22 protein-coding genes and 1 pseudogene are annotated in these 21,418 nt (G+C 72.9%); 16 read left to right on the plus strand and 7 right to left on the minus strand.

Annotated features, from left to right (window positions below; all coding sequences use genetic code 11):
- Positions 1-57: 57 nt before the first annotated feature.
- From OG842_RS36035 to OG842_RS36045, 3 genes and pseudogenes are all read left to right on the plus strand, one after another.
- Positions 58-336 carry an acyl carrier protein gene (locus OG842_RS36035; protein ID WP_266734830.1) on the plus strand — a complete coding sequence of 93 codons (279 nt, stop codon included), beginning with the start codon at positions 58-60 and terminating at the stop codon, positions 334-336.
- On the plus strand, positions 333-1,556 hold the full coding sequence (locus OG842_RS36040) for a beta-ketoacyl-[acyl-carrier-protein] synthase family protein (protein ID WP_266734829.1): 1,224 nt from the start codon (positions 333-335) through the stop codon (positions 1,554-1,556). The genes OG842_RS36035 and OG842_RS36040 overlap by 4 nt, the downstream gene beginning before the upstream one ends.
- A gap of 164 nt (positions 1,557-1,720) precedes the next feature.
- A pseudogene (locus OG842_RS36045) lies at positions 1,721-2,146 on the plus strand (ABC transporter ATP-binding protein); the annotation flags it as partial.
- 164 nt (positions 2,147-2,310) lie between these two features.
- On the opposite strand, the gene OG842_RS36050 reads toward OG842_RS36045, so the two are convergent.
- Positions 2,311-3,372 (minus strand): PRC and DUF2382 domain-containing protein, encoded by a 1,062-nt coding sequence (locus OG842_RS36050; RefSeq protein WP_266734827.1) that lies wholly within the window; start codon positions 3,370-3,372, stop codon positions 2,311-2,313.
- 465 nt (positions 3,373-3,837) lie between these two features.
- Between OG842_RS36050 and OG842_RS36055 the strand changes: the two genes are divergently transcribed.
- The 3 genes from OG842_RS36055 (at position 3,838) to OG842_RS36065 (ending at position 6,794) form a co-directional block, all read left to right on the plus strand.
- Positions 3,838-5,073, plus strand: coding sequence for a cytochrome P450 family protein (locus tag OG842_RS36055; RefSeq protein ID WP_266734826.1), 1,236 nt, complete (start codon positions 3,838-3,840; stop codon positions 5,071-5,073).
- A gap of 172 nt (positions 5,074-5,245) precedes the next feature.
- Positions 5,246-5,830 (plus strand): adenosylcobinamide amidohydrolase, encoded by a 585-nt coding sequence (locus OG842_RS36060; protein ID WP_443064029.1) that lies wholly within the window; start codon positions 5,246-5,248, stop codon positions 5,828-5,830.
- Positions 5,831-5,885: 55 nt separating this feature from the next.
- Positions 5,886-6,794, plus strand: coding sequence for an NAD(P)-dependent oxidoreductase (locus tag OG842_RS36065; RefSeq protein WP_266734824.1), 909 nt, complete (start codon positions 5,886-5,888; stop codon positions 6,792-6,794).
- Between the two features lie 45 nt (positions 6,795-6,839).
- Here OG842_RS36065 and OG842_RS36070 read toward each other — a convergent pair whose 3' ends face one another.
- From OG842_RS36070 to OG842_RS36080, 3 genes are all read right to left on the minus strand, one after another.
- A complete protein-coding gene (locus tag OG842_RS36070; protein WP_266734822.1) occupies positions 6,840-8,111 on the minus strand; it encodes a sulfite oxidase in 1,272 nt (423 codons plus the stop codon).
- Positions 8,112-8,635: 524 nt separating this feature from the next.
- Complete coding sequence (locus OG842_RS36075) at positions 8,636-9,547, minus strand: SigB/SigF/SigG family RNA polymerase sigma factor (protein WP_266734821.1); 912 nt, start codon at positions 9,545-9,547, stop codon at positions 8,636-8,638.
- 419 nt (positions 9,548-9,966) lie between these two features.
- A complete protein-coding gene (locus OG842_RS36080; RefSeq protein WP_266734820.1) occupies positions 9,967-10,476 on the minus strand; it encodes a hypothetical protein in 510 nt (169 codons plus the stop codon).
- A gap of 230 nt (positions 10,477-10,706) precedes the next feature.
- On the opposite strand from OG842_RS36080, the gene OG842_RS36085 reads away from it, so the two are divergent.
- The 8 genes from OG842_RS36085 (at position 10,707) to OG842_RS36120 (ending at position 17,783) form a co-directional block, all read left to right on the plus strand.
- On the plus strand, positions 10,707-11,453 hold the full coding sequence (locus OG842_RS36085; RefSeq protein ID WP_266734819.1) for a hypothetical protein: 747 nt from the start codon (positions 10,707-10,709) through the stop codon (positions 11,451-11,453).
- Between the two features lie 157 nt (positions 11,454-11,610).
- Positions 11,611-12,531 carry an NADP-dependent oxidoreductase gene (locus tag OG842_RS36090; protein ID WP_266734817.1) on the plus strand — a complete coding sequence of 307 codons (921 nt, stop codon included), beginning with the start codon at positions 11,611-11,613 and terminating at the stop codon, positions 12,529-12,531.
- Positions 12,528-13,301 carry a GNAT family N-acetyltransferase gene (locus OG842_RS36095; RefSeq protein WP_266734816.1) on the plus strand — a complete coding sequence of 258 codons (774 nt, stop codon included), beginning with the start codon at positions 12,528-12,530 and terminating at the stop codon, positions 13,299-13,301. The genes OG842_RS36090 and OG842_RS36095 overlap by 4 nt, the downstream gene beginning before the upstream one ends.
- Before the next feature lie 230 nt (positions 13,302-13,531).
- Positions 13,532-14,692 (plus strand): PP2C family protein-serine/threonine phosphatase, encoded by a 1,161-nt coding sequence (locus tag OG842_RS36100; RefSeq protein WP_266734814.1) that lies wholly within the window; start codon positions 13,532-13,534, stop codon positions 14,690-14,692.
- A gap of 87 nt (positions 14,693-14,779) precedes the next feature.
- Positions 14,780-15,451, plus strand: coding sequence for a TetR family transcriptional regulator (locus tag OG842_RS36105; protein ID WP_266734813.1), 672 nt, complete (start codon positions 14,780-14,782; stop codon positions 15,449-15,451).
- Positions 15,448-16,221: an SDR family NAD(P)-dependent oxidoreductase gene (locus OG842_RS36110; protein WP_266734812.1), complete on the plus strand. Its 774-nt coding sequence runs from the start codon at positions 15,448-15,450 to the stop codon at positions 16,219-16,221. The genes OG842_RS36105 and OG842_RS36110 overlap by 4 nt, the downstream gene beginning before the upstream one ends.
- A gap of 81 nt (positions 16,222-16,302) precedes the next feature.
- The gene (locus OG842_RS36115; RefSeq protein WP_266734810.1) at positions 16,303-17,343 is read left to right on the plus strand and encodes an NAD(P)-dependent alcohol dehydrogenase; all 1,041 of its coding nucleotides are present in this window, start codon (positions 16,303-16,305) and stop codon (positions 17,341-17,343) included.
- A 116-nt stretch (positions 17,344-17,459) separates the two neighbouring features.
- Positions 17,460-17,783, plus strand: a complete 324-nt coding sequence (locus OG842_RS36120) for a DUF6191 domain-containing protein (RefSeq protein ID WP_266734809.1) — start codon at positions 17,460-17,462, stop codon at positions 17,781-17,783.
- Positions 17,784-17,810: 27 nt separating this feature from the next.
- On the opposite strand, the gene OG842_RS36125 is transcribed toward OG842_RS36120, so the two are convergent.
- On the minus strand, positions 17,811-18,413 hold the full coding sequence (locus tag OG842_RS36125) for a phosphatase PAP2 family protein (protein ID WP_266734807.1): 603 nt from the start codon (positions 18,411-18,413) through the stop codon (positions 17,811-17,813).
- On the minus strand, positions 18,413-19,081 hold the full coding sequence (locus tag OG842_RS36130) for a DedA family protein (RefSeq protein ID WP_266734806.1): 669 nt from the start codon (positions 19,079-19,081) through the stop codon (positions 18,413-18,415). The genes OG842_RS36125 and OG842_RS36130 overlap by 1 nt, the downstream gene beginning before the upstream one ends.
- Before the next feature lie 252 nt (positions 19,082-19,333).
- Here OG842_RS36130 and OG842_RS36135 point away from each other — a divergent pair, with 252 nt between their 5' ends.
- Positions 19,334-19,666: a BlaI/MecI/CopY family transcriptional regulator gene (locus tag OG842_RS36135; protein WP_266737258.1), complete on the plus strand. Its 333-nt coding sequence runs from the start codon at positions 19,334-19,336 to the stop codon at positions 19,664-19,666.
- 72 nt (positions 19,667-19,738) lie between these two features.
- Positions 19,739-20,683 (plus strand): M48 family metalloprotease, encoded by a 945-nt coding sequence (locus tag OG842_RS36140; RefSeq protein ID WP_266734805.1) that lies wholly within the window; start codon positions 19,739-19,741, stop codon positions 20,681-20,683.
- Between the two features lie 39 nt (positions 20,684-20,722).
- Here the strand turns inward: OG842_RS36140 and OG842_RS36145 are convergent, their stop codons facing one another.
- Complete coding sequence (locus tag OG842_RS36145) at positions 20,723-21,235, minus strand: NUDIX domain-containing protein (RefSeq protein WP_266734804.1); 513 nt, start codon at positions 21,233-21,235, stop codon at positions 20,723-20,725.
- Positions 21,236-21,418 lie beyond the last annotated feature (183 nt).

The following is a 21,418-nucleotide window of genomic DNA, read 5'->3' on the forward strand; positions in this document are numbered from 1 at the left end:
TCGGGACGGTTTCACCGCCGGCCCCGACAGCCGGACCGAATGATGGAGAGAAAGCTGATGAGCGCGATTCACCCCAAGATCACCGAGGTTCTGACACACACCTTCAAAGTCCCCGCAGCGGAGATCCACCCGGGCTCCACGATGGACAGCCTGGAGATGGACTCCCTCGCCGTTGCCGAGTTCGCCGTCCTCATCAGGGAGACGGCCGGCGGCGACCGGGACTTCGACCAGTTCCCCAAGAACGCCACGCTGGCCGACATCACACGGTTCATCGACGCGGCGGACGGCAGCGGCGCGCGGACGGGCGGCGGGGCAGCGATGAGCAACGCCCGATGAACCGGCCGGCCGTCGCCGTCACCGGCCTGGGCATGATCACCCCGGTCGGCAACGACACGGAATCCACCTGGCAGGGTGTGTGCGCGGGAGTGTCACCGGCCCGTACCGTCGCCGAACTCGAAGGCTGCGCGATCGACTTCGCCTGCATGGTCGACGGCATCGACCTGGACGCCGCGATCGGCGGCCGGGCGTCCTTCCGCATGGGGAAGTACGTGAAACTCGCCGTGCTCGCCGCCCGGGAGGCGGTCGCCGACGCCGGGCTCGACCCGGCCCGGTGGGAGGGCAGCCGGGTCGCGGTGGTCGTCGGCACCAGCAGCGGCGGTTCCGCCTCGCTGACCGAGCAGGCCGTCGTGCTCGACCGGCTCGGCGCCGGGGCCACCTCGCCGTCGGGCATCCTGCTCACCATCCCGAACATGCCCGCCGCCGAGATCGCGATCCAGCTGCGGGCCACCGGACCCAGCATGGCGCCGTGCACCGCCTGCTCGTCCGGCGCCACCGCGCTGTCCGTCGCCCGCGACCTGCTGGTCACCGGGCAGTGCGACATCGCGATCGCCGGAGCCACCGAGTCGATCGTCTACCCGGCCGCCATGGCCGCGTTCGCCAGGTCCGGGGCCGGGGCCCGGCGGGTCGGCGACCCGGCCGGACTGTGCCGGCCCTTCGCCGCCGACCGGGCCGGCCTGGTCATGGGCGAGGGCGCGGCCGTCATGGTGCTGGAACGGACGGACGACGCCCGGGCCCGGGACGCGGCCCCACGGGCGCTGCTCGCCGGCACCGGCGCCACCACCGACGCCCACCACCCCATCAGCCCGCGCCCCTCCGGCAAGGTCGCCCAGGCAGCGGTGGAGGCCGCGCTGCGCGACGCGGGCTGGGCGGCCGAGGACGTCGAGCACGTCAATGCGCACGGCACGGCGACCCCGGTCAACGACGCCGTCGAGGCCGCCCTCATCGCCCGGGTCTACCCGCACCGGCCACCCGTCACCGCACCCAAGGGCGTACTGGGGCACTGCATGGGGGCGGCCGGAGCGATCGAGGCCGGACTGACCGTCCTCACGCTCCAGCGCGGAGTCGTACCTCCGATCGCCAACCTGGACGCCCCGGCGCCCGAGTTCGACATCGACTGCGTCACCAAGCAACCGCTGCGGCGGCCCATCAGGCGCGCCGTCAGCCACTCGTTCGGATTCGGCGGCCACAACGCCGTCATCGCCCTTCAGCGCCCCTGAGGACCGTTCCGCAGGCAGCAGGCAGCAGGCAGCAGGCAGCAGGCAGGTGGCAGGTGGTGCGACGGGAAGACGGCCCGGCGTACCACCGGCCACCACCGCCCCGTGACCGGCAGCAGCCGCCGGTGCCCGGAACCGGCGAGGGCACGGGCGGCGTGTGGCAGCCGGTACGCGAAGCACTCGTGCGGACCGGCCTGGCCGACCGTGCCGACCAGTTCTGGCACACCCTGTCCGGGGGCGAGCGCCAGCGTGTCCAGATCGCGCGTGCGCCGGCTCAGCAGCCGCGTGAGTTGCTGCTCGACTGGCCGACGAACCACCTCGACATCCAGCACCAGCTGGAACTCCTCGCGCTGATCGCCTCGCTGCCGCTGACCGGTGTGATCGCGCTGCACGACCTCAACCCGGCCGCGATGTTCTGCGACCGGATCGCGGTGCTGAAGGAGGGGCGGGTGGTGGCCGCCGGCACCCCTGCGGAAGTGATCACCGAGGAGCTGATCGCCGACGCGTACCGGGTCGCCGCCCGCGTCACGCCGGACGGCCCGGACGGGCGGCCCTCGGTGCGCTTCCTGCCGGGGTGGCCTGCGGGCACGTAGCGTCCGGCGCGGGCGCCACGAGAGCTGTCGGGCGCCACGAAAGTGGTGAGGTGCCACGAGAGCGGGCGGGTGCCGTGAAAGCGGTCGGGCGGACCCCGGCACTGCGCGGGTCCGCCCTGAGAGCTGTCCGGGTGCGGCTGTTCGCCGCGGTGTGCGGTAAGGGGTCAGCGGCGGCGTCCCCGGCCGAATTCGCCGCCCGTGTCCTTGCCGCCGATGTCGGTGCCGTCCGCGTAGTCGATCTGCTCCTTGCGGAGTTCGGCGGAGACTTCCTTCTGCTCGGTGACCTTCTTGGTCTCCATCCGCACCCGCTCGACGGGCACGGTCTCCTTGCGCGTGGTCGGACGTTCCGCGTGCAGGGTGACCTCGACGTCCTGCTCGCGGATCGCGGCCCGTTCCGCCGTCTTCTCGCCGGGCTGGAGGGGTTCACGGATCAGGCGCACCTCTTCGTGCGTCACCGGCACGGTCCTGGTGACGTTCTCGGTGACGACGTACTTGTGCAGCCGGGCCTTTCCGCTCTCGTACTCCTCGGTGCCGACGTGGAGTTGCTCCTCGGAGCGGATCATCTCCTCCTTGCCGCCCAGGTCGGCGGCCGACCGTTCGGAGCCCGCCCCGGCGCCGACGAGGGGACGCGAGGTGCCGGCCGCCCCGGTGCCGCGGTGCCTGCCCTGGCCCGGACCGGATCCGGCGCCGGTCATGCCGGACGAGGTGGTCCGGGCCGTGCCCGTACCGGCGGCGGTGGTGCCGGTCATGGCCGACTTGTCGGACCCGGTGGTGCGTCCGGCGCCGGCCGCGCCCATGGCCCCGGCCGCCCCGGCGGCTCCCGCCGCTCCCATGGCCGTGGTGCCGGTCCCGGACGCCGTCGTGTTGCCCGTGCCCGGCCGGTCGCCGAGCTTCGCGGTGGTGTTCCTGGCGAGGCCGTAGTGCGTGTAGAGCTCTTCCTCCTCCGCCACGGACAGATGCGCGTCCGCGTCCACCCGGGGGGCGTCCTTGACGCGGTCCTTCGGGTGCGAGATGTGCAGATCGGATCCGACGCGGCGGGCTCCGGCAAGCGGAACGAAACTTTCCTTCATGCCGAACAGGCCGGTCTTCACCGTTATCCAGTCCGGTCGGCCGGTGTTGTCGTCGACGTACACCCGGCCCACACTGCCGACCTTCTCGCCGTCGGTGTCGTACACCGTAAGGCCGTCGAGCTCTCCGGAATCCGTGAAACCGTCAGCGGCTGCCATGACCGATTCCTCCTCGTCCGGGCGCGTCCTGTGGCTGAGGCCATCAGAGGAGGCGCGTCCGCCTTCCATCGCGCCTCACCCGGATGGACGCTGCAACCGCCCGGTCCGCAAAGGCCGCCTGCCGCATGCTCGGCGGTTGGGCGTTGACCGCCTGCCACGGCGGTGGGCACCTCGTCCACGAGTTAGGCCATTCGGGTGAAGCGGGCGGAGGGTGTGCCGGGCTGCCCGCTACGCGCGGCACGGCCTGCCCGGCCGCACCGGGAGCCTGATCGGCGACCGGCGAGGAGGGGGTCGTCACCGAGCGGTACCGGCACCAACCCCTCGTCGTGCGGAAGGCGTTGTGAACACCGGCAACCCGCCCTCCCGCCGGTGCCGCCGACCTTAGGATCGGCACCGTTCGAACAGGCTGCCGCCCACCTCGCCCGTCGGCCACGGCCACCGGCCCACCAGCGTCTGGAGACCTCGATGACCGGCACCCCGCACCGCCTGGACCCGGCCGGCGGCTGCCCGCACGCGGACAACGCCATGCTGCTGGCCCGGGGGACCGTGGTATCCGTCGTGCTCCCCGGCGACGTGGCCGGGGCGGTGGTGCTCGGGCACGACGCGCTCCGGGAATTCCTCGCCCACCCCGACGTGGCCAAGGGCGCCCACCACTTCACCGAACTTGCCGAGGGGCGCATCCCGGACGGCTGGCCGCTCAGGACCTTCGCCACCGTGCAGGGCATGACCACCGCGGACGGCGACGACCACCGACGGCTGCGCTCACTGGTCGGCAACGCGTTCACCGCACGGCGGGTGGAGGAACTGCGGCCCCGCATCGCGACGGTGGCCGCGGAACTGCTCGACCGCGTCGACCGTTCCGCCGCCGAGGGCGACGGAACTGTGGATCTGCGCTCCCGGTTCGCCCTGCCGCTGCCGATGGGCGTCATCTGCGAGCTGCTCGGCGTCGAGGCCGAGCACCAGGACCGGCTGCACCACCTGTCCGGCCGGGTGGTCGCGACCGATACCGGCCCCGAGGAGGCGATGGCCGCCAACCGGGAGCTGGTGGCCCTGCTCGGAGCGGTCGCCGTCGCCCGTGCCGAGCGGCCCGGCGCCGACCTGACCAGCGCGCTGATCGCCGCCCGCGACGAGGGCGGCGGCCGGCTCGGGCAGCACGAACTCATCGGCACCCTGCTCCTGTTGATCATCGCGGGGCACGAGACCACGCTGAACCTCATCACCAACGCCGTACGGGCGCTGTGCACCCATCCCGAACAGCTCCGGCTCGTCACAACGGGCCGGGCGAACTGGGCGGACGTGGTGGAGGAGACGCTGCGCTGGGACAGCCCGGTCAGCTACTTCCCGTTCCGCTACCCGACCCGGGACCTCACGCTCGACGGCACCGTCATCCCGCAGGGCACCCCTGTGCTCGCCGGCTACTCCGCGGCCGGACGGGACAAGGCCGCGCACGGACCCGACGCCGACCGCTTCGATGTGACCAGGCCCGCCCGCCGGACCGCCGCCCGGCATCTCTCGCTCGGCCACGGCCCGCACTACTGCCTCGGGGCACCGCTCGCCCGCATGGAGGCCGCCATCGCGCTGGAGCAGCTGTTCGGCCGCTTCCCGGAACTGGAACTCGCCGTCCCGGAGCCCGAGCTGCCCCGCCACCTGGGCTTCGTCGGCAACAGCACGGGACGGCTCCCCGTGCGGCTCCGCCCGTAGAGCCGGAGCCCCGGCACATTCACGTCGGCACATATGATCGACGGGCCAAGAGCCGACCGTCTTCCTGCCGCGCCACCGGGGGTGCCCCATCAGTTCCGTACGCATCCGGCTGCCCGAGCAGCGCGGTGAACTGCTGGTCCGGCAGGAGGACGGTGCACAACTGCACCACCTGGTGTGGCGGCTCGGGCCGGGGTGGCGGGTGTGCGGCAGCGCCGTCCTCGGCGGCGGCATCGGCCCGCGCGACTGGATACTCAACGCCCAGGTGCCCGGCGGCTACCCGCGTCTGGACCCCGACCGGCACCTCGCCGAGATCGCCGCCGCCGAACACCTCACCGGACCCGGCGCCGGGCTGATGACGGCCGCCGACGTCACCGCGTACACGGTCGCGGCCGAAGAGGGCGCGACCGCGACCGCCACCTGCGGACTCGGCGTACGCGGCTGGGCCGCCGCCCCGGCGGAGGGCACAGAAGGGCCGCCGCGACCGGGCACGATCAACATCGTCGTCACGCTCCCCGTGCCGCTCTCCGACGCCGCACTCGTCAACGCCGTCGCCACCGCGACCGAGGCCAAGGTCCAGGCTCTCCTGGACGCGGGCCTGGACTGCTCGGGCACCCCCACGGACGCCGTCTGCATCGCCGCCCCCACCCCGGGACCCGCCCCCGCCGAACCCTTCGCGGGGCCGCGCTCCCTGTGGGGTGCGCGACTCGCCAGGGTGGTGCACGCTGCCGTCCTCGAAGGCGCACTGCGGCAATCCTGAGAATCCACAGCGCCGCGCGCCGACCCCGGGCCCGGCCGACGAAGGGAGCCCCCTCATGACATCGAGCACTGCGGACGCCACCGGGGGACGGCCGGTCGTCGCCGTCCTCGGCACCGGAATCATGGGGTCGGGAATGGCCCGGAGCCTGCTGCGGGCCGGGCTCGACGTCCGTGCCTGGAACCGTACGCAGTCCAGGGCTGCCCCGCTCGCCGCCGACGGCGCCGTGGTCACGGAGACGGCCGAGGAAGCCGTACGCGGCGCGGATGTCGTCGTCACCATGCTCAGCGACGGCCCCTCCGTCGCCGCCGCGCTCGCCGCCGCGTCCGGGGGAGTGCACGGGGGCCAGATCCTGCTCCAGAGCTCGACGGTCGGGCTCGACGCCACCGCAGATCTTGCCCAGCGCGCCGCCGACCTGGGCCTGGTATATCTCGACGCACCGGTCTCCGGCACCAAACAGCCCGCGGAACAAGGGGCGTTGACGGTGTTCGTCGCCGGTCCGTCCGCCGCCCGCGCCGCGGTCGACCCGGTGCTGGACGCGATCGGGCAGCGTACGGTCTGGGTCGGCGAGGCCCCGGGAGCGGCCTCGCGGCTGAAGCTCGTGGTCAACACCTGGGTGCTCACCATGGTCAACAACATCGCGGAGTGCCTCAACCTTGCGGAAGGGCTGGGCATCGACCCGCAGACGTTCCTCGACGTCATGAAGGGCGGCCCGCTGGACTCCGCCTATCTGCAGGGCAAGTCCGCCGCCGTGCTCTCCGGCGACCTCACCCCGAGCTTCACCCTGTCCACCGCGCTCAAGGACACCCGCCTCATCCTGGACGCGGCGCAGGCGTCGGGGGTGCGGCTGGACCTCGTCGCGGCGTCGGCCGACCGTTTCGTACGGGCCGAGGCGGCGGGACACGGCGGCGAGGACATGATCGCCACCTATTACGCGGGCCGGGCCGAGGAGCGGGACAGCGACTGAGCCGCCCCACGACGCGCTGCGCAGGCGGCGCCGGTCCCGGAGTCGTCAGACGACCCGCACCTCGTGCCGGACCACGGCATCGAAGAGATAGCCCTGCGTGTTGTGGACGGCGGCCTCGGGCTGGGTACGGCCCGTCCGGTCCGTCGCCCGCGCCAGCAGGACGGCCGGCCCCGGGGCCCCCGGCACCCAGTCGGCCGACCAGCGGACCCAGCTCCCGCTCCTCGGCTGGTCACGCAGCCGGGCACGCCGCCACCGGGCACCCCCGTCGGTGCTGATCTCGACCGTGCGCACGGGTGCCCCGCCCGACCACGAGCGCCCGGTCAGCACCTGGCGCCGGCCCGCCGGGAACGACGCCCCCGGTGCCACCTCGAACGCGCTCTTCAGCGTCTGCCGGGTCAGCGGCGCGCTGCCCTCCGGGGGGTAGCCGGCGCCGAACAGCCGGTAGAGCCCGGTGTTCCAGGGCGAGACCAGGGGCTCCGCGCTCACCTCGATGTCACCGACCCACTTGATGTTGGCGATGCCCACCCAGGACGGCACGATCAGCCGCACCGGATGGCCGTGGTCGGGCGGTAGCGGCCGCCCGTTCATCTCGTACGCGAGCAGCACGTCGTCCAGCGCCTTCGCCACCGGCAGTGGCCTGCGCACCCGCCCCAGCCGGATCCCGTCGCTGACCACCTCGTCGTCCAGGCCGCGCGGCAGCACATCGACCGCGTCCCGGCCGATGCCGGCCCGCCGCAGCACGTCGGAGAGCCGCGCCCCGCGCCAGCGGGCCGTCCCGATCGCGCCCAGGGTCCAGGCGGTGCCGCTCACCTGCTGGTTCTGCTGGGTCGCGTAGAAGCTCCGGGCGTTCCCCGCGCACTCGACGAACGCGGTGCGGGTGACCGCGGGCAGGGCACGCAGCTCGTCGTACGTGAATTCCACGGCGGGGCCCGTCAGCCCACTGCCCCACACGGTCAGCCTCCAGGCCGCCGCGTCGATCCGCGGGGTGACGGTGTGATTGCGTACGAAGAAGCGGTCGGCCGGGGTGAGCAGCCCGGTTTGGCGCAGCGCCGCGAAGTTCGTCTCGGCGTTGGTGCCGCGCACGGTGAACACCTCGGGCGGCAGCGGTTTCACGATCCCGGGCGCGGACGGCGAATCGGTGGCGGGCGCCGCGTACGCGGGAGCGGCGAGCCCGGCCAGGGGCCCGGCCGCCGAAGCGGCCGCCAGCAGCCTCAGCAGATCCCGCCGGTCGATCCCGGCGGACCGCGCGGCACCTCGTGACCATTGACGCAGCCGCATCCTGTCGTAGGCGGCCTCGGACGGCGGATCGGATCTCATGGGCAACTCCGGGGGACGAGGAGGAGCGAGGACGGGCGGACGATGACGGCGCGTCAGCGGACCCGGGCAATCGCCGCTGCGGCTCAGCTGCTCATCCGCTGCTCAACGGAGCGGTGCGCGGCAGGAGTTGAGACGCCACGCGGCGGACGCGAGGCGTCCCAGATCGACGTGGCGCCGCGAGACGAGGGCAGGAGTCGCGGGCATGGCGGTGAGCGTGTCAGCGGCTCCCGCAGGCGTCAACCGCACTTCCGTACGGGCGCCGTGCCCGCCACGGCCGCGCGGAATGGGCGACATCACCGCACCCCACTCCTCGATTCCGCCGCCGAACCGCCTCCGACCTGGGCACGGGCGTTTCTCGCCCAGTGGTACGGAGGCCGGTGGGGGCGGGGCCGAGCGGCCCGGTGCCGGCGACGGAGTTCATTCGGCCGCAATGTATGGCCGGAGCCGCCGCGACGCACCGGCGTGCGCGACGGCTCCGCCCGGTGATCCTCTACGGCGACGGCCCCGGGCAGTGACGTCCGTGGTCACTCCTCGACGAACATCCCGTTGCGGAGCTTCCGCAGGATTCTGCTGATCAGTCGCGACACATGCATCTGGGAGATGCCGAGTTCCGCGCCGATCCGGGCCTGGGTCATCTCCTGGCCGAAACGCATGTCGATGATGCGACGCTCGCGTTCGTCGAGACAGCCCAGCAGTGGCGCGAGCGCGTGCAGATTCTCGACCGTCTCCAGGGCGGGATCCGGACCGCCCAGGACATCGGCGAAGGTGCGCCCCGGGGCATGGCGCCGCCCTGCTTCCGACGGATCGGCCGGCATGTCCAGCGAACCCGCCGCGTACCCGTTGGCGGCCACGATGCCCTCGGTGACCTCTTCCTCGCTCAGCCCCAGCTGTTCGGCGAGCTCCGGGACGGTGGGGTCGCGGTCGAGCTCCGTGACGAGCGACTCCTTGGTCCTGGCGATGTCGACCCGCAACTCCTGGAGCCGGCGCGGGACATGTACGGCCCAGGTGGTGTCACGGAAGAATCGTTTGATCTCCCCGGTGATGTACGGGACCGCGAAGGAGGTGAACTCGACCTCGCGGGAGAGCTCGAACCGGTCGATGGCCTTGATCAGCCCGATGGTGCCGACCTGGACGATGTCCTCCATGTCGCCACCGCCGCCCCGGTTGCGGAACCGGCCCGCGGCGAACCGCACGAGGGAGAGGTTCATCTCGATGAGGGTGTTGCGCGCGTACTGATGGGCGGGGGTTCCCTCCTCCAGGGCCTGGAGACGGCCGAAGAACAGCCTGGACAGTTCGCGCGCGTCGCAAGGGGCGACCTTTCCCGCGTCCTCGATCCACGGCAACCCACCGAGGTCCCCGGCCGGCACGTCCGCCGGTGTCGAGCGAGGACCCTCCGCCCTCTCCGTACCGGCGGTCCGCGCAGTGTGCGCCGTCATTCCGTCACGCTCCCCAGGTCGTGTCCCATGAGATTGATGCGCCTGCCCCAAGAGGGAATTCCCATGCGCGACTGCGGAAGTCGATCACGTCACACGGCAGCGAATGGCTGGGATTCGCCGTGCTCGCCGTGACCCCCCGTCATGTTCCGGCACCCACGCGGACCGGGCTCGCGAGAAAAGCGGAACCGCCCCACCGGTACGGGGGAGCCCGGTGGGGCGGTCGCTGTCCAGACTGCCACAGCCGAGGGGCAATGGGGACCGACCGGCGCATATCCAGCGGTAGTTGAGTCGAAATCGACGGTGTTCCGACGTCGATGTCGCAGGTTCGGGAGAAAGACGGCAACTTCGACCAGGAGACGGCTTCATCGCACCGAACCGGAGTCCGAACCCGTACCTCGGCCCGCACCCGAACCTGTACCTCAACCCGGAATCGAACTCGTACCCCGGCCCGCACCCGTACCCGCATCCGCGCCCCCGACGACGGCCCCGCCACCGAGGCGTGGGGCCGCGATTGACCGGCTGCGCGCCGCCGTGACGGCCCCCACCACCGGCATGGCCAGCACGGCCACGATGACGGGCCCGTAGCCGCCTTCGGACGACACATCCATCACCACCACCTCGCCCACGGCCGACGCGGTCCCCACCACGAAGCAGACCAGGCCACGCACGAGGGCGGAACCGAGCACGCGTGAAGGCGCGACCGCGAGTACGGCGCCCGTCACCAGGCCCATTGCCGCCCCCACGGCGAGGGAACCCAGCACGGCGACGAGTCCTGCCACGGGCTTCTCGAAGGTGCTCTCCAGCGGCTCCCCGGACAGTCCCGCCAGTGCGATCACAGCCCACAGCACCGCGCAGATCCCGGCCGGAACCGCCCCGGCCCGGATGCCGAACAACAACCCGCGACGCACCACGGCGCCCGACGCGCTCATCTGTTTCCCCCGCCCGCACATCGCGCGTCCACTGTCACCCGAATTCCGGCCCCAGGCGACGCGCAGCAGTGGGGCCGCGACATCTTCGCAGGTCCGCGGATGCGGTCGGACGGCGCGTCCGAACAGACGGCGAACCGCTCCCACGGCCCTCCCACGGCCGTCTCGAGTCCCGCTGCGGTCCCTGTGGACCATCATGTGGTGGACGGATGGTTCTGCCGAGGGGGGCACAGGTGATTTCCGAGCCGGAGATGGTGGACGAGTTCGGTGCGGTCGGGCCGGGCGAGGTGGTGGGCGAGTTCGACCGGAATCCCGCCCGGGAACCCCGGCCGCGCCGTCCGTGGTGGTGGGCGGTGAGCGGAGCCGCGGTGGCTTCGGCGGTGTGGGCCGGGGCGTTGTACCTCCATCCGGTTGGTGACCGGAAGCCGGACATGCATGGTTACCGGCTGGACGCGAACCCGTGCCCGACCGTGCAGCTGAAGGCACTGGGCGCGGCGCTCGCACCGAAGGAGGACACCGCGATGGTCGCACCGGAGCTCCTGAACGATCCGGCCCTGGACCGGGTGAGGTGCTTCATCTCCCTTCGTTCACCGGCCGCGAAGAAGTCGATCAGTAGTCGTTGGTACACCGACTACTCCGTCGCGATCACCGTGGCACTGCACAAGAAGTCCGACCCCGCAGCCGAATTCGAGGCGATGCGCGGGGTGAGCGATTCCGGTCCTGATGCCGGGACGAAGGCCGAGAAGGTCCCGAACCTCGGCGACAGCGCGTATGTGCTGACGCAGGACGACGGCTACGCGGAACTGCGGGTGCAGGAGGGCGGCGCGGTCCTCTCGCTGGGTCTCTTCGCCTCCGCGCAGTACAACAGCGACGCGGGTGAACCGCCGTCCGATGACGGGCCGGACACCTCCGATCTCTCCCCGTACCGGTCGGCGATGATCAGCGACATGCGCGACCTGATGAAGAGCCTCAGGAGCTGACCGCGGAATCACCGACCCGTGAACGATTCAGGATCGTTGCGGTCCGATGAACGCGCTCCGCCCCGGGGAATACGCTGCCCGGACCAGCGCATTCCTGCTGCTGTGACACCGGCGGCCACCCGGCCGCCGGTGCCGTGCAGCAGGAGAGAGGGAGCTCATGCCCAAGGCTTACGTGTTCACCCGCCACGGCGGACCGGAGGTGGAGGCCCTCATCGAGCAGGACGTGCCGGTGCCCGGCCCGGGTGAGCTGCTCGTCGCGGTTCGGGCGGCCGGGGTCAACCCGGTCGACTGGAAGCTGCGCACGGGGTACATCAGGCCCGGCAGCGAGCTGCAGCCCTTCCCCACCGTTTTCGGCAGCGAGGCCGCCGGGGTCGTCGAGGGCGTCGGCCCGGACGTCGAAGGGTTCGCGATCGGGGACGAGGTCTTCGGCAACCCGGTGACCGGCGGGTACGCCGAGTACACGCTGCTGCCCGTCGCCGTGTCCGCGCACAAGCCGGCCGGGCTGTCGTTCACCGACGCGGCGGTACTGCCGGTCGCGGCGGCCACCGCGTACGACGGTGTGTGCCAGCTCGGCCTCGGCCCCGGTTCGACCCTGCTGGTCACCGGCGCCGGGGGCGGGGTGGGTGCCGCGGCGGTGCAGATCGCCCGGCACGCGGGCATCCAGGTCGTCGGCGTCGCCGGTGCGGCCAAGAAGGAGTTCGTCGAGTCGCTCGGCGCGGTGCACGTCGAATCCGGCCCCGGGCTCGCGGACCGGGTGCGGGTGGCGGCCCCCGACGGTGTGGACGCGGTCTTCGACCTGGTCGGCGGCGACACCCTGCGGGCCGCGGCCACACTGCTCGGGGACCCGACGGCCCTGATCAGCGCCGGGGACAAGCCGCTGGCCGCGGAGCTCGGCGGTGCGGCCGTCGAACGGGCCCGCACCGCGGCGGTCCTCGACGAGGTGGCGGACCTCGTCGTCGAAGGCGCCCTGCGGCCCCATGTGAACCGGGCCTTCCCGCTCGCCGGGGCGGGAGACGCGCTGCGGGCCGTGGAGAGCGGTCACACCCTCGGCAAGATCGCGATCGAGGTGGTCGCGTGAGCGCGCCGGACGCCGCCGGCAGGCCGCACCCGCTGGACAGCCCGGTCCACGCCGCGCTGTCAGGCCCGCACGCCCATTTCGCCGAGCGCCGCGGCCGCATCCTGCGGTACCGGCCGGACGTGGCCCCATGGGTCGCGATCCCGGACACCCCGACGGCCGAGGACTGGGACGACGCGGCGGCGCTCGTCGGGCCCGGTGGCGCCGTCACCGTCACCGCCTTCCGTGAGCCCCCGCCGGACGACTGGGAGACCGTCTTCCGGGCCGAGGGCGTCCAGCTCGTCGACGCCGGGGTCGAGACGGCGCCCTTCTCCGGGGCCGTACGGCTCGGACCCGCCGATGTGCCCGAGATGCTCGAACTGGTCGAGCGCACCCGGCCGGGACCGTTCCTGCCCCGCACCGTCGAGCTCGGCACGTACCTCGGGGTACGGCGCGACGGCGTGCTCGTCGCGATGGCCGGGGAACGGCTGCACCTGCCGGGCTGGTCCGAGATCAGCGCCGTCTGCACGGACGAGTCCGTACGCGGCCAGGGGCTCGGCACCGGGCTGGTGCGTGCCGTCGCCCACGAGATCAGGCAGCGCGGCGAGACGCCGTTCCTGCATGCCGCCTCCTCCAACACCAATGCCGTCCGGCTCTACGAATCCCTGGGATTCGTGCTCCGCCGCCGGACGTCCTTCCTCTCGGCGCTCGCACCGCAGCAGCCGCCGGCCCGCCTGCCGGGGCCGGGCGGCGTCCGCAGCGGGCGCGAGGCCCGCGCGGCAGCCGCGCGCTGATCCACGGTGCGGGACCTTCGGCCCGGCAGCACCGGGCCGAAGGGCACTGACGGCCTCCCAGGTCGGGACCTTCGGCGCCCCCGGGAGGCCATAAGCCACGTGCGCCGCCCCTCGGAACCGGGTGCACTGGGAGGGAACGTCGGCACCGTGCCGGCAGATCCTGGGAGGAGTCGGCGGTGACGATCGGGCCTCAGTGCCAGCCTGCGACATGTGGAGCGGCGCTCCCGGGCATGGACGCGGGGGAGGCGGCCGTACGTGCGCCACGGGTCGGGAACCCGGCGCTGTTCGCAGGGTTGGCACTGCTGACCGTCCTGGTCGTCCTCCTGGACTTCCGGACCGGCAAGGACCTGCACCTCGTACCGCTGATGGTGGTCGTCCCCGCCCTGGTCTCCGTCTTCGGGACGGTCCGGCAGACCATCGGCGTGGCCACCTGGGTCACGGCCGTCGTCGTCTGCTCCCGCCTGGTGGCCGGCGGAACGTTCTGGGACACCGCCAGCAGCGTCGCCTTCACCGTGCTGGCCTGCTTCCTGGGGGTCGGCTCGTGCGTGCTGCGGATCCGCCATGCCACCGAGATCGCCAGGCTGCGCTCCGCCGCCGGGGCGCTCCAGCGTCAGATCCTGCGCCCGCTGCCCATCCTGACCGACCAGGTCCTCGCCCACGGCATCTACACACCGATCGAGGAGGACCGGCTGGTCGGTGGCGACATCTACGAGGTCGTCGAGTCGCCCTACGGAACCCGGGCGATCATCGGGGACGTCCAGGGCAAGGGACTCGCCGCGATCGGGGTGGGCTTCGCCGTGCTCGGAGCGTTCCGGGAAGCGGCCATCCGGGAGCCCGACCTGACCGGGGTGGTCGACGCCCTGGAGGACGCGGTCGCCCGGCACAACGCGTTCTCCGCCCAGACCGGTGAGACCGAGCGCTTCGTCACCGCACTGGTGCTGGGCTTCGACGGGAGCGACCGGGTCCAGGCCGTCAACTGCGGCCACCTGCCGCCCCGGCTGCTGGACCAGGACGTGGTCCGCGCGCTCCCGCTGGCCCGCACGTTCGTTCCGCTGGGCATGGCGGAACTCGGGCAGGAGGCGCGGGTCGCGGAACCGCTGGACCTCCCGGCCGGTGCCACGCTCCTGCTCTGCACCGACGGAGTGACCGAGGCCCGTGACCCGTCCGGCGCCTTCTACCCGCTGGACGCCCGGCTGAGTCGCTGGACGGAGCTGGAGCCGTTCGAGCTCCTGCACGCGCTCCACGCGGACCTGGAGGCGTTCTCCGGCGGTGTACGACGTGATGACGTCGCCGTGATCGCGCTGTGCCGGGCACCGGCCGGCACCCCGTACCGGACCGGGACGGCGGACCACGGCGCCCGCCGGGAGGCCTTCGCGTCCAGCGGCAGGTAACCGTCCGGGACGGACAGTCCCGCGCCGATCAAATGTCCCGACGAGACTTGTGTCGCGTCGGGACATTTTCAGGTGTACGGTGCATTTATGAATCCGGAACGGAAGACCCCGGAGCGGCGGAGCCGCAAGGCCCGCAGAACCCGGGACGCACTGGCGCAGGCCGCGTTCGAGCTCGTGCTCGACCGGGGTCTGAAGAATGTGACGGTCGAGGAGATCGCGGAACGCGCGGACGTCGACCGGCGCACCTTCAGCCGGTACTTCACGAGCAAGGAAGTCGCGGTCCTGGACTCGCTCCGGGGCGACGGCGACCGGATCAACGACGCCCTGCGGACCCGCCCCGCCGACGAGCCCCCGCTCATCGCCTACCGCCGGGCCGTCCAGGACTGGCTCGAAGCCCCCGGAGCGCAGGCCTGGCACCGGCGCGAACGGATCTTCGACCTGCTGGTCCTCGCCGAGCAGGAACCGACCCTCTATGCGGCGTTCCACCACATCCGGGTGGACGCCCAGGAGGAATCGGTCGCCATCGTCGCGGACCGGCTCGGGGTCGACCCGCGACGGGACATCCGCCCCGCCGTCACGGTCGCCGCGGGCGCCGGGGCACTCCTCGCGGCCCAGGCCGCCTGGGCACGCGCCGGGCAACCGGACGACCTGCCCCGACTGATCGGGCAGGCCTTCGACGCCCTCGCCGGCGAACTGCTCGCGCAGCCCCCCGCCGGGCAGGCGCAGCACAGCACCACGGAAGGAAGCACAGAATCATGAGCACCACCCCCGCCCCCGCCGACCAGGAATTCGCCGGCAAGACCGCCCTCATCACCGGCGGAGCCTCCGGCATCGGACTGGCCCTGGCCCACCGGCTGGCCACAGGCGGCGCGTCCGTCGTCGTCGCCGACTACGACGAGGCCAGTGCCCGCAAGGCGGTCGCCGAACTGGAGAGCGTCGGCACCAAGGCTGCCGCGGTCGCCATGGACGTGACCGACTCCGCCTCCGTCGAAGCGGGCGTCCGGTTCGCCGTGGACACCTTCGGCGCCCTGCACCTCGCGGTCAACAACGCCGGCATCGGCGGCCCCAGCAACCCCACCGGTGAGTACGGGATCGAGGACTGGGACCGGGTCGTCGCCACCAACCTCGGCGGTGTCTTCTACTCGATGCGCTACGAGCTTCCCGCCATCGTCGCGGCCGGCGGCGGCGCCGTCGTGAACATGTCGTCGATCCTCGGCACCAACGGCTTCGCCGGATCGCCCGCCTACGTGGCGGCCAAGCACGGCGTCGTCGGCCTCACCAAGACGGCGGCCCTCGAATACGCGGCCCGGAACGTCCGGGTCAACGCCGTCGGCCCCGGCTTCATCGACACGCCGCTGCTGCGCGACACCGACAGCGCGGCCCGCGACCACCTGATCTCGCTGCACCCGGCCGGACGCCTCGGCAAGGCGGAGGAAGTCGCCGAACTCGCCGCCTTCCTGCTCTCCGACCGCGCTTCCTTCATCCACGGCAGCTACCACCTCGTGGACGGCGGCTACTCCGCCTCCTGAGTGGCGGACGGGGGAACGGGGGCGACTGGCGGACGGGGGAACGGGGGTGAGCAATGGAGCAGAGAACGTGAGGAGAATTCCATGAAGGCCGTTCAGTACCGCACCGTGGGTGCAGCACCCGAGGTCGTCACCGTGCCCGACCCCGAGCCCGGCCCCGGCCAGGTGATGCTGAAGGTCACCGCCGCGGGTGTCTGCCACTCCGACATCGCCGTGATGAGCTGGCCCGCGGACCAGATCCCCTTCCCGCTGCCGCTCACCCTCGGCCACGAGGGCGTGGGCACCGTCGCCGCCCTGGGCGACGGCGTGAGCGGGCTCACGGTCGGCGAGTCCGTCGCGGTCTACGGCCCCTGGGGCTGCGGCACCTGCGTCAAGTGCGCCGAGGGCAAGGAGAACTACTGCCTGCGCGCCAAGGATCTCGGCATCGCCCCGCCCGGACTCGGCGCGCCCGGCGCCATGGCCGAGTACATGATCGTCGACGACCCGCGCCACCTGGTGCCCCTCGGCGACCTCGACCCGGTCCAGGCCGTGCCGCTCACCGACGCGGGCCTGACCCCGTACCACGCGATCAAGCGCTCGCTGCCCAAGCTGGTGCCGGGTGCCACTGCCGTGGTCATCGGCGCCGGCGGCCTGGGCCACGTCGCGATCCAGCTGCTGCGCGCCATGACGGCCGTCCGGGTCATCGCGCTCGACGTCACCGAGGACAAGCTGGCCCTCGCCCGCGCCGTCGGTGCGCACGAGACCGTGCTGTCCGACAAGGACGCCGCGGCGAAAGTCAGGGAACTCACCGGCGGCATCGGCGCACAGGTCATCCTCGACTTCGTGGGCGCGCCGCCCACCGTCGCCACCGCCGGGGCCGCGGCCGCCATCGACTCCGACGTCACGATCGTGGGTCTCGGCGGCGGCGCGCTGCCGGTCGGCTTCGGCTCGCTGCCGTACAACACGACGGTGACCTCCCCGTACTGGGGATCGCGCTCCGAACTCGCCGAGGTGCTCGACCTCGCCCGTGCCGGATCGGTCAAGGTCCACGTGGAGACGTACTCCCTGGACGAGGCACCGCTGGCGTACGAGCGGCTGCACCACGGCAAGATCAACGGCCGCGCGGTCATCCTCCCCAACGGCTGACCGGCCGGGAGGCCCTCCTCGCTCACGGCCGTGCGGGCCGTCGCGGATCGCGACGGCCCGCATCGTCATACCCGCGACCGATGCGCGGCGCGCCGCCCGAGGGGGAGACTCGGCGGATGGAATTCGTCGCGCTGATGACCCTGCCCGGACTCGTGATCGGGCTGACCGCGGTCGCCTTTCTCGATCAGCTGATGCTGCGCGCGGGCCGGGCGGGCCTGCTGCCATGGCGCAACAGCGCGCGGCAGGGGCAGGTGTCGGCGACGGGGTTCGAGCAGCTGCACGCGAGCTTCTCGCCCGGCAAGCAGAGCGAGCTCAAGGAACGCCGGAGCGCCCTGCTGATGCGCGACGACGAGGAGGACGGCGCCCCGCCCCACCGCTCCACCGTCGACCTGGACGGCGGCCGCGCCGTCATCCGCCTGCCCGGCGGCGCCACCGGGTAGCGGCCACCGGCCCCGGAACGTCCCGGCTCACCGCGTCGCCACCAGGGGGCGCAGAGCGGTGCCGCGCAGCCGGACCACCGCCGGGGCACAGCGCCGCGCCGCCGTCGTCAGCAGCCAGGCGACGAGCGCGCCGGTCACCAGCCCGATCAGCACATCGTGCGGGTAGTGCACACCGATCCACACCCGGGACGCGGCCATCAGCACGGCGGCGGGCACCGCGATCGCCGCGAGCCTGCGGTCGGCCAGCCAGATCGCCGTCGCCGCGGCCGCCGCGATGGCGGCGTGGTTGCTGGGGAAGGACCAGTCACCGAGCGCCGGGCACGCCTCCACCGTCACGACATGAAGGGTCTGGCACGGCCGCTGCTCGTGGAAGAGCGACTTCACCAGGTCGTTGGCGAGATACGCGGCCACCACGACGAGCGGGGCGCAGAGCGCCATGGCGGTCCGCGCGGGATCGGTGGAGCGGGAGCGCCACCAGGACGCGAGCATCAGCAGGGCGAACAGGACGAGCCCGTAGTCCGACCAGATCCGGATGGCGGAGTCCACGGCGGCGGGGGTGCGCTGGGCCAGCTCGGTGATCCAGGTGTACAGGCCGCCGTCGGTCGAGGTGGCGATGGAGGCGATGGGCATCAACTGTTCTCCCCTTCGGGGGTGCGCCGGCCCCGGGAGCGGAGCAGTTCGGCGGCGAGCGGGACGAGGGAGATCACGACCACGAGGGCGACGATCGGCAGCAGATAGCGGTCGACGTTCGGCACCGAGGACCCCAGCGCGTACCCCGCAAGGACGAGCCCGACGGTCCAGACCACCCCGCCGACGGCCTGCCACAGCGTGAACACCCGGGCCGGGACGCCGAGTGCCCCGGCCAGCGGATTGAGCACCGTACGTACGACAGGTACGAAGCGGGCCAGCACGATCGCCCGCGCGTGGCCGTATCTGCCGAGCAGCTCCTCGGCGCGGGCGGCGCCCTCGTGCAGCCGCTTGGAGCGGCTGCGGGCGAGCAGGGCCCGGCCGCCCCGGCTGCCGATCCAGTAACCCGTCTGGGCGCCCAGCAGCGCGCCGGCCACCGCGGCGATCAGGACCTGCGGCAACGACAGGTGCACCGGCCCATGGGCGCCGGACACGCAGAGCAGGCCCGCCGTGAACAACAGGGAGTCGCCGGGGAGGAAGAAACCGACGAGCAGTCCCGTCTCGGCGAAGAGCACGACGGCGATGCCGAGCGCGCCGAACGCCCCGAGCAGTGACCCCGCGTCCAGCAGGTTCACCGCCTGTGGCGCGGACGCCAGTGAGAATACGGACACGGTGGAGGGTCTCCCATAATGGTGAGCGGGCGACCCGACGGAGCGCCCGGACTGACTACAGTGATGTAGACGGTCTACATCACTGTAGACGCCCGAAGGGGGAGGAGAGTTCCCATGTCCCAGGTGAAGGGGATATCGAGCGGCGGATCCGGCCCCCACGCACACGGCGAACCCGGCCCCCGGACACACGGCGAACCGGCAGCGGGACCGGCACCGCACTCCGCAACTGCCGAACGGCGCCACGCCGGTGAGCTGGAATCCACGATCCTGGCGGCGCTGTGGGCCGCGGGAACACCGCTCACCCCGGGCCAGGTCCAGGGCGCGATCGGCGCGGAACTCGCCCGTACCACCGTCACCACGATCCTGTCGCGCCTGTACGAGAAGGGCGCGGTCGACCGCACCCGGGCAGGCCGCGGATTCGCCTACACGCCCACCGAGGACGAGCCCGGACTGACCGCCCGCCGCATGCACAGCGAACTGCGGAAGCAGGAGGACCGCAGCACCGTCCTGGCCCGCTTCGTCTCACAGCTCACCGACGAGGACGAGCAGCTGCTCCGGGACCTGCTCGACGGGGAGACATCATGATCCGGGCCGCGACCGGGGAGCCCTCGTGATCAGCGCCATGACCGCCGCGAGCGCCGTGTCCGGGGAGGCCCAGTGATCTACGCCGTGTGGGTGCCACTGCTGATGCCGTTCCTGGCGGTGCCCGCCGCCCGCCGTCTGGCGGACGCGCTCTCGCCGGTGCGCGCCGTGCGGCTGCTCGCCGCGACGGGCGTCGGCCTCGCCCTGTGCAGCGTCCTCGCCCTGGTCCTGCTCGTGGTGCCCGGCGCGACCCGGTTCTCCGTGGTCTTCGCCCTGGGCGAGCTGGTCAGACCGCTCTCCGACGCCGTCCCGGCGGCCACCCTGCCGCTGGCCGCCGCCGCATTGGCTCTCCTCGTGGGCTGCACCGCCGCCGTCGCCCGCGCCGCCCGCCGTCACTGGGCGGAGCTGCGCCGGGCCGGACGGCTCGACGGGCGCGCCGACGGCGAGCTGGCCGTCCTGCGGGACAGCCGCCCCGACGCCTACGCGCTGCCCGGCCGCCCCGGCACCCCCGGCCGGATCGTCGTCACCACGGGAATGCTGCGCGCCCTCGACCCCGCCGAACGCGATGCCCTGCTGGCGCACGAACGCGCCCATCTCGCGGGCCGTCACCACCTTTTCGTCGCCGCTGTCGAAGCCGCCGCGCTCTGCCACCCGGCGCTGCGCTCCCTGCGGGCCCCCATGGGCTACGCCCTGGAACGCTGCGCCGACGAGGCGGCCGCCGCCGCGGTCGGCGACCGGCGGATCGCCGCCCGCGCCATCGGCCGGGCCGCCCTCGCCGCACGCGCCGCCGAAGGCGCCCCGCAGCCCCGCCCACGGGTGGCGCTCGCCGCCGCGGCCGGGCCCGTACCGCGCCGCGTCGCCGCACTCCTCGGCCGGAACACCGCACGCTCCCGCGTCGGCCGTGCCGCGGCCGCGGTGCTGCTGGCCTGCCTGGTCGCCTCCGGAGCCGCCGCGCTCGACGCGACGAACGATCTGCACAGCAGCATCGAGGTGGCACAGGGCGAGGGCGCGCACCACTGACCGGCTGATCCCCGCCGCCCGTTCGTCCGGCGAGCCCGCTCAGGCCCCCTCCTGATCGGGCGTCCCCCGCCCGTCCACCAGGTGTTCCCGCAGCCGGTCGAGGAAGACCCGCTGTCCCGCGACCAGCCGCTCGGCCGCCTCCCGGGGCGTGCACCACGCGAACCGGTCGACCTCCGGGAACTCCCGGCGCACACCCGACCCCCTCGGCCACTCCATGGTGAACGTCCCCGGGACGGCCGTCGCGGCATCGAGATCCGCCTCCAGCGCCCACACCGTCACGGTCTTGCCGCCCGACTGAAGCGCCTCGCCCAGCGCCACCCACTCACCGTCCGGCACCGGACGCCCGAACTCCTCCGCGAACTCACGCCGGGCGGCGGCCGCCGGCTCCTCCTCGGAGTCGTACTCCCCCTTGGGGACCGACCAGGCCGCACTCTCGCGACCCGCCCAGAACGGGCCGCCCATGTGCCCGATGAGTACCTCGAAACCGGCCTCGCCCGACCGTCGGAACAGGAGAAGGCCCGCACTGCGCCTGGCACGCTTCCGGTTTGGCATGCCGTCAAGTCTGCGTCCCGACCTGGGCGGAGTGCCGTCGGCGACACAGCCTTCGTGCTGATCATTGCCGTCATCGACCCGACGCGTCCTGTTCGCCGCGAGGTTCCCGATGCCCTCTGGTGCGCCGTTGCGCACCCGGCCATGCTGTCCGCCGACAGCGCCCGCGCCCGGACCGGGCCGCGC

This window comes from Streptomyces sp. NBC_00376, from assembly GCF_036077095.1.
Classification (GTDB): Bacteria; Actinomycetota; Actinomycetes; order Streptomycetales; family Streptomycetaceae; genus Streptomyces.